General features: G+C 45.2%; 11 protein-coding genes. 2 read left to right on the top strand and 9 right to left on the bottom strand.

Translation table 11 applies throughout. From position 1 onward, the window contains the following. Positions 1 to 162 precede the first annotated feature (162 nt). From MH215_RS14790 to MH215_RS14755, 8 genes are all read right to left on the bottom strand, one after another. Positions 163 to 1,251 carry an HNH endonuclease gene (locus MH215_RS14790; RefSeq protein WP_239291136.1) on the bottom strand — a complete coding sequence of 363 codons (1,089 nt, stop codon included), beginning with the start codon at positions 1,249 to 1,251 and terminating at the stop codon, positions 163 to 165. A gap of 393 nt (positions 1,252 to 1,644) precedes the next feature. Next, positions 1,645 to 2,817 carry an acyltransferase gene (locus tag MH215_RS14785; protein ID WP_239291135.1) on the bottom strand — a complete coding sequence of 391 codons (1,173 nt, stop codon included), beginning with the start codon at positions 2,815 to 2,817 and terminating at the stop codon, positions 1,645 to 1,647. Positions 2,818 to 3,033: 216 nt separating this feature from the next. Continuing rightward, positions 3,034 to 3,522 carry a GyrI-like domain-containing protein gene (locus tag MH215_RS14780; protein ID WP_239291134.1) on the bottom strand — a complete coding sequence of 163 codons (489 nt, stop codon included), beginning with the start codon at positions 3,520 to 3,522 and terminating at the stop codon, positions 3,034 to 3,036. 293 nt (positions 3,523 to 3,815) lie between these two features. Next, a complete protein-coding gene (locus MH215_RS14775) occupies positions 3,816 to 5,162 on the bottom strand; it encodes a cryptochrome/photolyase family protein (protein WP_239291133.1) in 1,347 nt (448 codons plus the stop codon). Between the two features lie 24 nt (positions 5,163 to 5,186). Further along, positions 5,187 to 6,350, bottom strand: a complete 1,164-nt coding sequence (locus MH215_RS29245) for a response regulator (RefSeq protein ID WP_239291132.1) — start codon at positions 6,348 to 6,350, stop codon at positions 5,187 to 5,189. Positions 6,351 to 6,493: 143 nt separating this feature from the next. After that, positions 6,494 to 9,574: a hybrid sensor histidine kinase/response regulator gene (locus tag MH215_RS14765; protein WP_239291131.1), complete on the bottom strand. Its 3,081-nt coding sequence runs from the start codon at positions 9,572 to 9,574 to the stop codon at positions 6,494 to 6,496. Between the two features lie 224 nt (positions 9,575 to 9,798). Continuing rightward, on the bottom strand, positions 9,799 to 10,215 hold the full coding sequence (locus MH215_RS14760) for an SRPBCC family protein (RefSeq protein ID WP_239291130.1): 417 nt from the start codon (positions 10,213 to 10,215) through the stop codon (positions 9,799 to 9,801). A 22-nt stretch (positions 10,216 to 10,237) separates the two neighbouring features. Beyond that, complete coding sequence (locus tag MH215_RS14755; RefSeq protein ID WP_239291129.1) at positions 10,238 to 11,272, bottom strand: NADH:flavin oxidoreductase/NADH oxidase; 1,035 nt, start codon at positions 11,270 to 11,272, stop codon at positions 10,238 to 10,240. A gap of 222 nt (positions 11,273 to 11,494) precedes the next feature. On the opposite strand from MH215_RS14755, the gene pepT reads away from it, so the two are divergent. Continuing rightward, complete coding sequence (gene pepT, locus MH215_RS14750; protein ID WP_239291352.1) at positions 11,495 to 12,733, top strand: peptidase T; 1,239 nt, start codon at positions 11,495 to 11,497, stop codon at positions 12,731 to 12,733. Between the two features lie 83 nt (positions 12,734 to 12,816). Here the strand turns inward: pepT and MH215_RS14745 are convergent, their stop codons facing one another. After that, positions 12,817 to 13,509 (bottom strand): Crp/Fnr family transcriptional regulator, encoded by a 693-nt coding sequence (locus MH215_RS14745; protein ID WP_239291128.1) that lies wholly within the window; start codon positions 13,507 to 13,509, stop codon positions 12,817 to 12,819. Positions 13,510 to 13,795: 286 nt separating this feature from the next. Between MH215_RS14745 and MH215_RS29080 the strand changes: the two genes are divergently transcribed. After that, entirely contained in the window at positions 13,796 to 14,638 is an 843-nt protein-coding gene (locus MH215_RS29080; RefSeq protein ID WP_275446153.1) for a methyl-accepting chemotaxis protein, read from the top strand. The last annotated feature ends 67 nt before the right edge of the window (positions 14,639 to 14,705 follow it).

The following is a 14,705-nucleotide window of genomic DNA, read 5'->3' as shown; positions in this document are numbered from 1 at the left end:
CCACCGTTGTTAATTTGAAGAAATATTCACAGTTCATCGTGGACAGTTCATCACTTACTGACACTTGTTGACATCACAAAGAGCACACCCCAACACAAGTTCAGGTGTGCTCTACATTATACGTATCTTCAAAACGTTTATAGATTGAAATTAAATAACCAACTAATCCAACTGCGCCTCTTGTAGCTGTATCTGAATCAATTCCTCCTGATGTGCTGCATTCCACTCCGGAATTCCAGACTGCATGAATTCATCCGCATCCATAGCCGCCTTCGATTGATTGCATAGATTACAGGCACATACACAATTGAGCGGTGTCGTATGTCCGCCTTTGGCTCGGGGAAGTAGATGGTCAATGGTGTCTCCATACGATCCACAGAAATAACACGTGTACTGATCACGATTCAGAATAAACCGTTTAAAATCCTTATTGCTGAATAATCTGCGAATGGTATATCGGTTGACCACCACTGCGGCCTTTTCCTTCACCAGCGTGACAGCAAGCTCCATATCAATCTCCTGATGCCAGCGGCGTCCCTTGTCCGTTTTGCCACGCATTCGGATGAGTCCCTGTCTGTTGGTTCGAAGGGAAGATGGATCTTCCGGATCAATAGCTACAGGCTCTGCTGAATTCTGACGGCGCTGACGACGATCTGTACTTAACCCACGATTGCGAGTCCCATGTGAGCTTGTCCGATGTGTCGGTATCGTCACACGAGCTGAGTCTTCATTTGAACTCTTCAGCTCCGGATTCGCTACAGTCAGCTGCTGATCCGACTGTTGGTCAGGCTCTGATTTTGTTTGTCCTTTTTCCAGGATAGCATCAGGTCGTTTCGCTTTTCTCTTCCTTCTTCTCTTCTTACGGTGTCCAGAGGAAGGCTCAGTCAATGATAAGGACTCCTTGTCCGAAATGGATTCACTCACAGGTGAAGCAGAGCTATCCTCGCTCGCTTGCACGGATACTGAACGCACAGCAGAAACTGCTGGTACAGTCACAGATGTAATAACGTCCTTCTCATTATTCGCTCGTTCGGAATGCCTTACATGTGGCATGGAGATGTTGCTGACGGCTGCCTGTACACCAGACTTCCGACAGCTTCGGCAGGCTCCTCTTCTGGCGCCAGGGCCGGCGCGTTTCCCGGTTCTGCGCCGAAATTCGGACAACGGACGCTTTTGCCCGCAATACATACATGTCTTCGTCTGCTGCGCTTCATGTTCAGTCATATGTTGCCGGAAAGGGGCCGTGCCCATCTCCATGTCGTCACCTCGGTTCCTTATGAATCCGGTTTCTTTCTATTGTATCACATCTGCTCACGAACACCCTCATGAGCTCCTGATTGATATTCCTCAGCGACGAATTCCTGCGGTTGCTCGCATTCATGAAGGATATGTTCTACGTATTCTAATATATCTTGCATCGGTCTCCCGCATTGTTGACATGTTGTCATTTATCTCACCTTGTTCCTGTTCATCAAAAAGAATTTGTAATCGTGTTCCGATGTCTCATTACCCTTCGTACGCGAAAAAGAAACATTCGTTCCCCATATCGCAGTATCGTATGACATACGAAAAAGCCGTTTCCCGCTCAACCCTAAGGTCGACCAAGAAACGGATCTATATTCCTATGATGGGAAATAAATATAATTACGCATCCAGTTGTCCTGACTTTTGCTGTGGCACGAGGCGTGGTTTAGGCTTCGGCAGATTACCGAAGAAGACCCATGCGAATGGAATGAATCTTGCTGTCAAACCTACGACAATCCATGATGCGATCAAGGCAACCCCGAACCCTCCAGCATACCAGAGGTGAAGCAGCCAAGATGTACCCGTTTGTGGAGGGAAATTCCGATAAACGAGCAAGAAGAACGGATGAATCAGATAAATGCCGAAGGACAGCGCACCCAGTCGATTAAGTGGCTTAACGATCAATGCTGACCCTTTGCGATAGAGCAGATAAGAAATCTGGATCAGAACCAGTGCACAAGCGAAGGTATGCAGATTCCAGAAGAATTCGTACCACAATGTATTATAGGTTGCGATCTTCAGGCGCAGTAGATAATAAATGTACACATGCCCAAGACCGGCACCGATCCATACAGCCCAGAGTAATACCCATGAAACCACTCGCCCTTTGGTTGCATTGGCACGACTAATGACAAACCACTGTTTGATCTTAGGGAAGTACACGCCGATGAAAGCACCTAGCATAAAGTACGAGAAGTAAGAGAACGCCCAGCTACCTTTGTTAGGAACTTGGAATCCATACTTATTACTCACGATGAAAGCCCACTGAATAAGTAATCCAATCGGCACAGACCACTTCACGACCGAAGGGTGCTTTTTGAGCAACCAGAGCACAAACGGGAATAACAGATAGAATTGCATATTAATAAACACAAAGTACAGATGCGTATATGCCTTACCCGTGAAGAGCTTGGTGATGAAGCTAAGGGCTGACTCTCCAAATGGACGACCCTGATAATGGATGTAATGCAGCAATACAAAATACATCAACGAAAACAGGAAATAAGGAAGTAAAATATACACGAATCTTTTCTTGTAAAAATTACTTACTAACTTCTTGTCTAGCGGACGAGAATAATAGTTGTAGAACAGCACAAAGCTACTCATAAAGATAAAGGTCGGCGTACCATATTTCATAAAAATATTAATAAAATTATACAGCCAGTAGTATCCTGAGCCGGTCATGTCTACGGTGGCGTATGAAGTGGAGTGCACACTTAGCACGCCAATAATAGCCATGGCACGTACCAGATTTAGCTCTGGAATCCGCTCTCTTTTGATTGTTTCACTCATGTTTAGCGTTTCTCCTTCATTTGTTCGTCGATATGTCAGATATGACTTAATACAATAAACACACTCTCTCTATTAAAAAGCATAAAGCTTAATATGGGTAGTCCATTTTCTTAACATTTTCTAAATTTTCAAACAGATTTCACATGTTTTTCATGTCCATCCATAGCAAAAAGACCGCCACAGCGCGGTCTTTAGGGTCAGATAGTATATGTATTATTATTTATGGATGACCGGGATGAAGATGGTAAACTCAGGATCAGACTCATCCGCCTTCTGATTCATAGGGTAAACTTCGTAATGCGTAAGCGCACCTCCGGCTAACTGATATTCACTAGCTTCAATCCCCGCATATAACTCGTTATATGAAGCTTCGATATTCTGGCCTTTCCTGTGGTTACGCTTAGCGTAATGGCTTGAAGCAACCTCAATACGCTCCATTCCCTCGGGAATCTCCTGTGCAACAATAGAATCGACTTCAATGCCAACATAATGGGTGAACCCTGTCTCCGTCATGTGATAAGATAATCCGAGGAGTTGATCCGGATGCAGCACATGCTGAATCTCGCCCAACAGACGTTTAAATTCCGACTGCACCGCACGAATGCCACCGGCTCCTGCCTCGGCAAAAGTCCCTTCCCACTTCATACCCACCACCACACTTGCCTCTTTATGCACTAATTCAAACACACTATTTACCTGCTCCATGAACATTCATCCTTTCACGATTTATAATTCATTTTCAGCCAGGAATTAGTAATTCACTCCACAATTATACATCAAATATAGTTGAAATAACTGTAATTTTTGATAAATTTCAAAATGATCTGGCGCCTGTCAGAAGACTATAAAACCACTATCACGATTCATCTTAAAAACAAAAAAAACCGTAAGATCACAAGAGATCATTACGGAGTAAAGTTTATATATCGCCTGTCTCACCAAGCTTTTTGCGGGACTGTATTTCTCTAAAGAGCTCTAAGAATCCCTAGTATAACAACTCAGTTCTCTTTCGGACGACTAGTTAGAATCGTTTTATAAACCTCAATGGCAGCCTGACGCGAAGCTTTCAGATCGACAATGGCATGTTCTCGCGGCTGATGGATATCTTTACTGTGCAAATCCTTCAGATCAGGCAGCCATTTGCGAATATAGTCCCCTTGAGGGTCATACTTCTCAGACTGTGTTACTGGATTATTCACCCTGAAATAGGGAGCAGCGTTCTCGCCCAGCGAAGCACACCACAACCAATTGCCCCGATTCTGGATATTGTCGTAATCTCGCAGCTTACGTCTGAAATAGGCTTCGCCTAACGTAAAGGGACACTGCAGATTTTTGGTCAGAAACATCGCTGTCAGAATACGAAGCCTGTTCGGCATACGCCCAGTCTCATTCAGTTCTGTCATGGCTGCATCGATAATCGGTATGCCTGTCTCCGCCTTACACCATTTCTCAAAATGCTCATTGTGTAATGCCGAGAGATCGTATACCTTCTCATACGTAAAATAGTGACTCTCATACACCGCACGATACAAATAGAAGTCTCGGAAGCATAACTGTCTAATCCATTCGTAGGAATTCTCTGCTCGATTGGCAGCATCATACATCTTACGGATCGATATCGCACCAACAGCCACATATGAGCTTAGATGACTGGGCTCATATGCCTCATACTCATCCCGATGATCCCCATAGTCCACTACTCGCTCTGCCAAGAAATCGTTCATCAACGGGAATGGATCTTCCACCATAGTATCTGTTAATAGATGCTCAGGCGCAGACATGGATTCAGGAAATTCCATCTTGTGCTCACTTACCTTCAGATCTGCAACAGTGGTTGCTGAGGGTGGGTTCGGATGCTCATTCATGAACTCGACCCAGCGCCGATGGAATGCCGCAAACACCTTGTAAGGCTCAGACTTACCTGTAAACGCCGCAAAACCTGCAAGATCCATCAATAGATGATCTGTTAGAAGGGTAAACGTGACCTTCCGCTCTTCCGCAACTTTGCGTATACTACGATCTCGCTCCATCGCATAAGGGGTCATGTCTCGATGGGCAACCACCTCATCGATACGGCCTTCCATCTGCTCTAAGATGTATTCCACGACTTCAGCCGGCTTACCGTATGCAACATGTAAATGCTGTCCTGCTTCATGGTACTGATTGCCAAGATCTGCTGCATGTTGTAGAAAATTCACACCACTGTGTTCCTCATCACGGCCCTGACGCAGCAAAAATGGGTCATAGATAAACACATGTAGACTCTCTACTCCCTGATCTCGCAAATAATCGAATCCCACCAGGTCATCTGTTCGCAGATCTTTACGATGTATGAACAATTTCATTGATATCCTCCTGCTGTGCCTACACTACTTCGTCGTCAGCTTATGATAAAGTTGACTCGTCTCCAACTCAGGTTGGTGACCAAGATCCTCCAATATCGTAAGTGTGAACGAGGTATACAATTTGAGTATGGCTTGTTGATCATCCATAGATGCATACACCTCCATCATAAGGCGACAGATTTCCTCGGCATATGGCTCACGTTCTTGTAATTGAATCAACTGCTCAATCGCTTCTTTACCCCGTCCATGATGCATATTCCACTTGGCAATATCCATTACGAGCTGCATATATTTCCGTTTAAGCTCACGCGCTTTGGCTTGAGACCACTGGTAATCATGCTCTTCAAGATAGTCTCCTCGATAGAGTGCGGCGAATTCACGTAATTGCTCCACATTCTCTTCGGTGACTTCACTATAACTCGTTCCCTGTTCGAACTGTTCTATGTCACTTACGAGATTACCCGCAAGAAGACGATAGCGGTTCATATTGTATTCTAATTTGCCCGTCATATGCCATTCCTTCAGAAGCTTGCGAATCTGATACACCGATGTATGTAGATGAGTCAGACCCTTCTCTTGAGAGACGTCCGCCCATAACTTGTCCAGTATGACCTCTTTACTTACCCACTCACCCCGATGATGAAACAAAAAAGCAAACAGCTCCTGCGACTTCGTCGTACGCCACTTATGCTTCTTCGCTTCAGGCGCTAGGCTTCTGTAAATATCCAGATGCTTAAAGGTGAGTAACCCAGGGACATCTGTGTGAGCCTGTGTATCCTTAGCATCGGGCTCTACAATCTCGGCCGCGGCGGCAATCTGGGAATGAGCCGCACCAAAATTCATAATTCGGTCTACTGTCTTCGCTAATCTGGCAGAGCTTAACGGCTTCAAGACGTAATCCAGGGCATGTAATTCAAATGCCTCTACTGCATGGTCAGAATATGCCGTTACAAATATAATCTGAACCTGATACTCCAATTGCTGTATATATTCAGCCGCTTCCAATCCATTCATCTCAGGCATTCCGATGTCCAGAAATACGACATCTACACGATTCTTAGCCAGGAAATCAATACCTTCACGAGCTGTCGAAAAACATTGCACAGGTGTAATCCGTCCGTCCGACAATAACAGGCGCTCCAAATGCAGCTGCGCGGGTTTCTCGTCATCGATTACAATCGCTCTCACCGTTCCTCTAACCTCCTAACTATATACAATGGACTAAAGACGACTTACACGGAACATTTTAATGCCGAACAACCTTCCAAACACTGGTTTGGTGACATGTACATATAAAGTCCAATATATAGTTATTATTTTATATTAATTAACTATTCTAAGGGTATATAAAACCGAATAATTGACCCTTTTCCCAAATGACTCTGAATCTCTAGACCTGTGCCATAAAGTGAGGTCAAGCGCCGATTAATATTTTTCAAGCCTACGCCCCCTGGCCCTTCGGTTCTTCCTGATTGAACCTGTGCTAGCCGCTCTGGCGATATGCCCACACCATCATCTTCGACCTGTACCAGGATACGAGTCCCTATCCTAGCAATCTTCAGAGATACCTTTCCTCCAGCCGCACGCTCCATTACACCATGGCGAATAGCATTCTCCACCAGAGGCTGGATACTCAGTGGAGGGATATAGAGATGAATGCCAGGCTCCACGTCGTAGAGAACAACCAGTCTCTCCTCGAATCGGGCCTTTTCCAAATGAACATAGGATTCAACAAGCTCCATCTCCTTGTGCAGCGGAACGAGCTGGTCTCTATTCTGGAAGTCGAAACTCCCTCGCAGATACTGACTTAACTCAATCAGCAAGTCGGTTGCTTTATCTGGATTAACCGCACATGTGGCAATGATGACATTGAGTGCATTATAGAGAAAATGCGGCTTAATCTGTGCTTGTAAGAAGGCCATCTCCGTACGAATTGCCCCTTGTACGGAGACTTTCATCTCGATCAGCGTTCTGACCCGGGCGCGGAGTTCGCCTGCATCTACAGGTTTACTCAGGAAATCATTCGCTCCGGCTTGGAAACCTAGCTTAATATCCTCAGGCAAGCCTCGCGCTGTCAACATCAGAATAGGTAGCTCAGACAATGAACTACGCTCCCTCAATCTACGGGACAGTTCAATCCCTGACATGCCAGGCATCATCCAATCCGTTACCACAAGATCAATGCCAGGGTGTTTCTCCCGTAGCTTCAGAGCTGCGGCTCCGCTATCGGCTGCAATGACACGATAGCGCTGCGTCGATAACAAGTTAATCAATACCTGGCGATTAACCGGATCATCATCCACAACCAGAATCGTGTGATCGGCTTCAAAAACACGATCGTTCTCATCCAGCTCATCAACGAACCCATTGGTCTTCTCAGCACTCTGGGTGGCAGCTACATATTGTGCGGCTGAGGGTTTAAAGCTCGCTCGAAGCAGGTGGGTCTGTGCGACAGGCAATGTAAAATGGAATACTGAGCCTTCGCCGGGAACAGATTTAACCCATATCGTTCCTCCGCCTAATTCAACAAGCTTACGTGTGATACTCAGCCCTAACCCCGTACCTCCCATGACATTTTCACTTGTCCCATTCCCCTGCTCATAGGATTGAAAAATATCTTCCAGCTTATCTTCAGCGATACCTACACCCGTATCTGCAACGGAGACGGTCACTTGTTCACCCTCAACCGTCGCAAATAAGCGAATCTCACCTTGATGAGTATACTTGTATGCATTTCCCAGCAGATTGTACAGAATCTGTCGTAAACGATCCTCATCCGCCTCCACAAGCGGCATAGCCTGCGGCCACTGCTGGAGCAACACGATCGGTTTGTCTCCGAAGGTGAAGTCGGATACCTCCACTACTGTGCGCGCGATGGATTCCAGATCGACTGCTTCTCGCTTCAGTTCAATTTCACTATTTTTGAGCTTGGCAAAATCAAGAATATCGTTAATTAACAAGGAGAGTCGTTTGCCTGTAGAGGTGATCATAGAGAGATTTTTGGCCTGTTTCTTCGTAACCTCACCTGCCGCACCCTCCAGCATGGATTGGGCGATATTGATAATGCCATGTAGTGGCGTGCGCAGCTCATGAGAGGTATTAGCCATAAATTCATCTTTGAGACTATCAATAACAAGCAACCGCTCAGATAATGCCTCAACCTCACGAAAGGATTCCGCAAATCGAATGGCTGTTAGAATCATCTGTATGAAAATAAATAATAATAGCTCATACAATGCTAGAAACGATGTATCCCATGTGGTAAAGGCACCCACGGTATGCAGCACCACAACCATCATTAGGCTCATCATGCTAAGTAATGCAAAATGACTATCATCAGCTCTCCTTTTCAACCAAAATACCATTGCTCTAAGCGAGTATAGGATGACAATGAGAGAAATAAGTAACATATACGGCGTCAGACGCGAGAACACGGCTGGTGGTAACGCAAGCCCGATCACACACTGAAGAATAACCAATATGACACCTAGTCGAACAAACCATTGATGCACCGCGCCCGAAACAATAACATCGATATACCGAAGCAGATAATAATACGCAAGGGCTGCACTAAGGAATTGAATTCGCAGGATCTCGTTATTTGGAAGAAAGGGTAGAAATGTACCTAATAATTTCTCTCCATGGGTCAATGCATACATCGCACCGGCGAGACTGAACAAGCCAAGATACCGGAGTTCTCTCTCATTCTGCCTTAATCGGAATAAGAGTAAGAAGAATGCCGCAGGAAATAGAAAACCGAAGAGAGCCATAAGATCGGTTAGCCAGCTCCATTGCTGGCTATTCTGGATGCTGCGTTCATCCCCGAATAAGATTGAGGCAACAATCCCGCCGGAGGAGTAGCTATAGTTAGATACTTGAATAAGAATATCCGCACTCTCTCCATCAATCGATGTAAAGCCGGTGAAAGGCAGATTGAGCTGGATATCGATATCTGGGTTTATTCCAGGCAGACCTTTACCCCCAATTTCTTTGCCGTCCAAAAAAATGCGATGAGCCATGCGAATATTCTGAGAGCGTATTCCATAATCGTTCTTAATAACATTAGGATTAATCTTAATGCGTACGTGATATGTACCGAATCCATGTGCTTGACCAAGGGTCTTATTCCACTGTGAGGGAACCTTCATCTGTGAATGAGGCGATAACGCCTTACGTCCAGATCGATCAGCTTCCAAATCAACGGGTGTCAACAATTGATTCGGATAGAAATTCCAATCACCGTCAAGTGTTGCAGACCCTTTTTGGTCAAAGTCCCATTGAGATAGATCTATGAATCCATCCTGGACGGTTGGATTGGTCCGATCGGATATTAAGGTATGTGCTACCCAACCCAGCGGAAATATCACAATGCATATAAAGCTGATCGTGAGCATAATCCAGTGTTTTTTCATCCTAAATCCTTCCGTCTCTAGAGAAGAACGTCTAAATTTGTCGTTTGATCGTTATAAATCCATGTTACACGTTTCTCGTGCTGACGGAAATAGTTGGCGCATCTATTTTTGCAAAACAAAAAGCCGCAAATTCGTCTACCGGCATGCTTGCCCGCTTCGAATTTGCAGCTTTCTGACTATATTTGTGCTGTTATTCCTCAATAATTCCATAGGATTATGGTGAATTATTGAACCTCTTGTGCAAGCTTCTGTACAATTCCGGCCCAGCCTTGCTCCATACGCTCACGTACGATGGCATGCGCTTGTCCGAATTCGGTCAATTGATCCGCATCCCAACCACTATGAATTAACGTAAATTGAGTTCCTTCAGACTGCTCTTCTAGTTCAAATGAAAGCGTCCAATCCTTTCCCCAACGAAAAGAAAGCTTATGCTCTGGCTTGACTTCAATCACCTTGCATGGGGATTGCCCAAAAGGTCCAGCCTCCAGTATGAATTCATGCCCCTCAGTTGCTTCCAGGTCACTAGGCATGAACCAACGTCCCATACCTTGTGCTGTGGATACGATCTCCCACACCTTGCTTACCGGCGCATGAAGCAGTACCTGCTGCCGAATATCCGGCAATGCACTTGCTGATTCCATTACTGTCTCCTCCTTAGAAATCTCAGTACCCGCGAGAGTATTGCTCCGCAATTCCAGCCTGGTTCTTCGTAATGCCAAGTGCTAGTGCTGCATGGTTTGCCCAATACGGGTCACGTAGCATACCTCTGCCTATAGCGACCAAGTCTGCATCACCGTTACCGATAACCGCTTCGGCTAATGCATACTCATCAAGCAACCCTACCGCAATGACAGGAACGTTCAATTCCTCGCGGAAACGGCGTGCAAAAGGAACCTGATAGCCAGGATAATTACCTGGTTTTCTCTGTCCTGTAGGCCCTTCACCACCTGAGCTGATGTGGAACATATCTACACCGGCCTCCTGATAAGCACGAGACATCTCAAGGGTATGGTCTATATCATATCCACCATCAGCATATTCTACTGCCGAAATCCGCAGAATAAGCGGCATATCCGATGGCATTTCCTTTTTCACTGCACGAATCACTTCAACGCCAAACTGGGATAAGTTCTGGCCGTATTTATCTTCCCGATGGTTCATCAGCTTGGAATGGAATTGATGCATCAGATATCCGTGTGCCCCATGAAGTTCAATCGCGTCAACACCTGCTTGAACCGCACGGCGAACACCGTCTGCGTATTTCTGTACCATCTCTTCAACTTCTTCTGTCGTTAACGCTCTTGGCGTCTTGAAGTTCTCCCCAGGGAACGTTACAACAGAAGGTGCAACAGGCTGCTCGGCATCCTGTGCTTTTCGTCCTGCGTGAGCGATTTGGATCGCCACTTTGGAACCGTGAGCATGTATGCTATCAATCAGCTTGCTAAAAGCTGGAATGTGATCGTCTGACCATATACCGAGGTCATTATCGGTAATGCGTCCATCTGGATCAACGTCTGTCATCTCAATGACGATCAGACCCGTGCCTCCAACAGCACGACTCACATAGTGCACCTGGTGCCATTCATTAGGAATACCATCCTTAGCATCTACGGAATACTGGCACATTGGCGCCATAACAATACGATTATTTAACTGTAATCCCTTGAACTGATAGGGAGAAAATAAAGTCTCTGACATATGGATTACATCTCCTATTCAAATCTTCTGATATATATTTTTGAGCCTGTTAGCTTGCGTCATTTCTATTATGAACTTTACCTACCGGAATACAAGTACGTACATTTCTGTGCCCTAGTACCCTTTTTTATACCTAACCTCGCCTGTAAACGCTACTCAGCAAACACCCAGTTAAACGTGATATTATACCAGTAGAGATTAAATCTAAAGGAGCGATTAATGGTGAAAGACATTCTAATCCAAAGATTAACCACTTATGTGCAAATGGATACACAATCTGATGAAAACAATGAAACATGCCCTTCCACTCCAGGTCAATTGGCGCTAGGTGAATTACTTGTTAAAGAGTGCCAATCCATTGGCCTGCAGGACGTTACCATGGATGAGAACGGGTATGTGATGGCAACGCTCCCTTCCAATACAGACAAAGACGTTCCTGTGATTGGTTTCCTCGCACATCTGGATACGGCTACCGATTTTACGGGCAAAGATGTTAAACCACAGGTCATCTCCAATTATGATGGACAAGATATTACATTGAATAAAGAGCTGGATGTTGTTCTGTCTACGACTGACTTCCCAGAACTGCTTGAATACAAAGGGCATACCTTAATTACAACCGATGGCACGACACTTCTCGGTGCAGACAACAAGGCGGGCATTGCTGAGATTATGACGGCGATGGCCTACCTGATTGAACATCCGGAACTGAAGCATGGGACAATCCGGGTCGCGTTTACCCCTGATGAAGAAATCGGTCGTGGCCCACATAAGTTTGACGTGGCTGCATTCGGAGCGAAATACGCTTATACAGTTGATGGCGGCCCACTCGGAGAGCTGGAATATGAGAGCTTCAATGCCGCAGCAGCTAAGATTACAGTGCGGGGCACCAATGTGCATCCTGGTACAGCGAAAGGCAAAATGGTCAATTCCGCTAAAATTGCGATGGAACTGAATCGTCGTCTGCCAGTAGAAGAAGCACCCGAGTTCACCGAAGGTTATGAGGGGTTCTACCACCTCTTATCCATCGAGGGCGACGTTGAACTGACCAAAATGAGCTATATTATTCGTGACTTTGATCGCGAGAAGTTCGAAGAACGTAAAACCTACCTTCTGAATGTAACGAATGAACTCAAAGCCAAATATGGCGAGAAGAGCATTACCATTGAGATCAACGATCAGTACTACAACATGCGTGAGAAAATTGAACCTGTGCGTCAGATTGTAGATATTGCACATGAAGCCATGACGCGCCTTGATATTGAGCCAATCATTCGTCCAATCCGTGGCGGAACAGACGGCTCCCAACTCTCCTACATGGGCATGCCTACCCCTAATATTTTCACAGGTGGCGAGAACTATCATGGTAAATTCGAGTATGTATCGGTTGATAACATGGTAAAAGCCACTCAGGTTATTGTGGAGATTGCTCAATTGTTCGAGGATCGAGGAGAGATTTAACAGTTCGGAGATCGAACGAATAGGAATCGCTTAAAATGAATTAGCACCCTCATTGCATTTGGCAAGAAGGGTGCTCTTTTCTGTCACTCATACATATTTCCACCTGCAATTTCGCGCAGCTCTTCTAGATTGTTAATAACAATCTTGCGCTGCTCTTTGCGTATAATATTTCGCTCGCTCAGGTCAAAAATAACACGGTTCAGATGTCTGTAACTCGTGCCTAACATGTCCGCAAGCTCGGTCAGCTTGGAGGTCTGAATCTCTTCAGTCACCACGTTCTCCTGCTCCATGATAGACAGCATATAACTCGCAAACCGACTTTCGACCGGATACAACAGATTTAAACTCGATAGGTTAGAGAACGTGTACAGCTTATGTGTCACCTGTTCAAGCATGAAATGTAGGAACTTTGCATTCTCAGCATAGGTGTTTTGCAGGTAACGATAGCTAACAGCGAGCAGTAAACTTTTGTTAACCGATTCGACTGTATTTTTCGCTTCTTTGCCGTTCACCAGTTCCAGATCGCATACAAGTGCAAGTGGGGTGCTGAAGCGAAGCAACAGAGATTTACCATTGGGCAGCGTGGTATAGATTTTGAGTTTACCTTGAACTAGAAAATACAGGCGCTCGGGTCGTTCTCCTTTGGCACAGATGATTTCCCCTTTAGAAGCCTCAAGCAGTCTGAGCTCAGCGAATGCAGATTGATCCAACACCTGGTCTAATCCATGGTCACGTGCAAGCTGACGCATCCGCTCAAAATCCATAATTTCTCTCATCCAGCCAAACCTCCTCTTACCCTAATAACGCACAGAAACGGACATATGTCCCAAAATTGATATGCACATTTACAAATATCTTGATATAAAAACAGTTACAACTAGCACTTATATCCAATAAATCAGTTTTAATGGAAGACAATTTAAAAATAAGACTGAAAACTGTCACTATTTTATCTAAAAAAGCGTTCAGGATTACGTTCTTAAATCCGATGAAAGATACAGTGTTGCGCGCGTCCGATTATATCAAATTAAATTTAAAATATGGAAAGGGTGGCTTTAAACCATGAATGTGATCGATGCTCTTACGAAAGCTATGCCCTATATTAGTCTGATTCTTAGAGAACCTGCTAGCTTGACCCTTTATGATCATGAAAAAGTCTTAGAAGTGCTTACGACGCAGAATTTCGTTGACCTTGGTTTCCGCAAAGGGATGGATCTGTTGGACAGTTATAGAAATTTTGCTGTACTGACTAACGGACGTGAAGCTACACTTTCAAAACTTCCCGTAGAAGTTTTTGGCCGTGAGCTTGATACACTGAATATTCCGATCTTTGATGACCATAACAGCGTTGTGGCGGTTTTCTGCGTATCCTATGATCAGACAAACCAGAATCAACTTGAGGATATTATACAGGAAAATCAAAATATCAATACAAATCTGGTGGATATGGTTCAGCACGTTGCGGCTCATGCCGAGGAATTGCAGGCAACCAGTGAACAAATCCTAGAGAATGCGCGCCTTGCTGTGCAGAACTCCTCCCAGATTAACAAAGTCGCTGGATTCATTCGTGAGATTTCCGAACAAACGAATCTACTCGGACTTAATGCTGCGATTGAAGCAGCACGCGTGGGTGAAGCAGGCGCAGGATTTGGCGTTGTAGCTTCTGAAGTACGTAAGCTGTCTGTGGATGCCAAACAAGCAACGACAGATATTGATGCCAGCCTGAAAGATGTCCAACATGTAATCAAACAGATGGAGGTTGAGGTTTCCCAGATTGCGGCTTCTTCCCAAGAACAAGCTAACCTGGTTCAATCCTTCACCGATGTCATTGAGAAGCTGAACCAGACCGGCGAACAGATGAAAACTTTGTCCGAGCAACTGATCAGCTACTCGATCTCCAAATAAACGAAAATGAATTTCCCAGGTGGATCATCTCCACCCTTCACTGGGAATTTGACAAACAGGGCTTCTT

This window comes from Paenibacillus sp. ACRSA (genome assembly GCF_022346845.1).
GTDB lineage: Bacteria > Bacillota > Bacilli > Paenibacillales > Paenibacillaceae > Paenibacillus.
The sequence above is the reverse complement of the archived record's forward strand: the minus strand, read 5'-3'. Positions and strand labels throughout refer to the sequence as shown.

What these genes read in the sequence shown, in the direction of transcription:
- MH215_RS14790 (WP_239291136.1), bottom strand. Translation starts at nt 1,251, where the DNA reads ATGGGCACGGCCCCTTTCCGGCAACATATGACTGAACATGAAGCGCAG.
- MH215_RS14785 (WP_239291135.1), bottom strand. Translation starts at nt 2,817, where the DNA reads ATGAGTGAAACAATCAAAAGAGAGCGGATTCCAGAGCTAAATCTGGTA.
- MH215_RS14780 (WP_239291134.1), bottom strand. Translation starts at nt 3,522, where the DNA reads ATGGAGCAGGTAAATAGTGTGTTTGAATTAGTGCATAAAGAGGCAAGT.
- MH215_RS14775 (WP_239291133.1), bottom strand. Translation starts at nt 5,162, where the DNA reads ATGAAATTGTTCATACATCGTAAAGATCTGCGAACAGATGACCTGGTG.
- MH215_RS14765 (WP_239291131.1), bottom strand. Translation starts at nt 9,574, where the DNA reads ATGAAAAAACACTGGATTATGCTCACGATCAGCTTTATATGCATTGTG.
- MH215_RS14760 (WP_239291130.1), bottom strand. Translation starts at nt 10,215, where the DNA reads ATGGAATCAGCAAGTGCATTGCCGGATATTCGGCAGCAGGTACTGCTT.
- MH215_RS14755 (WP_239291129.1), bottom strand. Translation starts at nt 11,272, where the DNA reads ATGTCAGAGACTTTATTTTCTCCCTATCAGTTCAAGGGATTACAGTTA.
- MH215_RS14745 (WP_239291128.1), bottom strand. Translation starts at nt 13,509, where the DNA reads ATGAGAGAAATTATGGATTTTGAGCGGATGCGTCAGCTTGCACGTGAC.
- MH215_RS29080 (WP_275446153.1), top strand. Translation starts at nt 13,796, where the DNA reads ATGAATGTGATCGATGCTCTTACGAAAGCTATGCCCTATATTAGTCTG.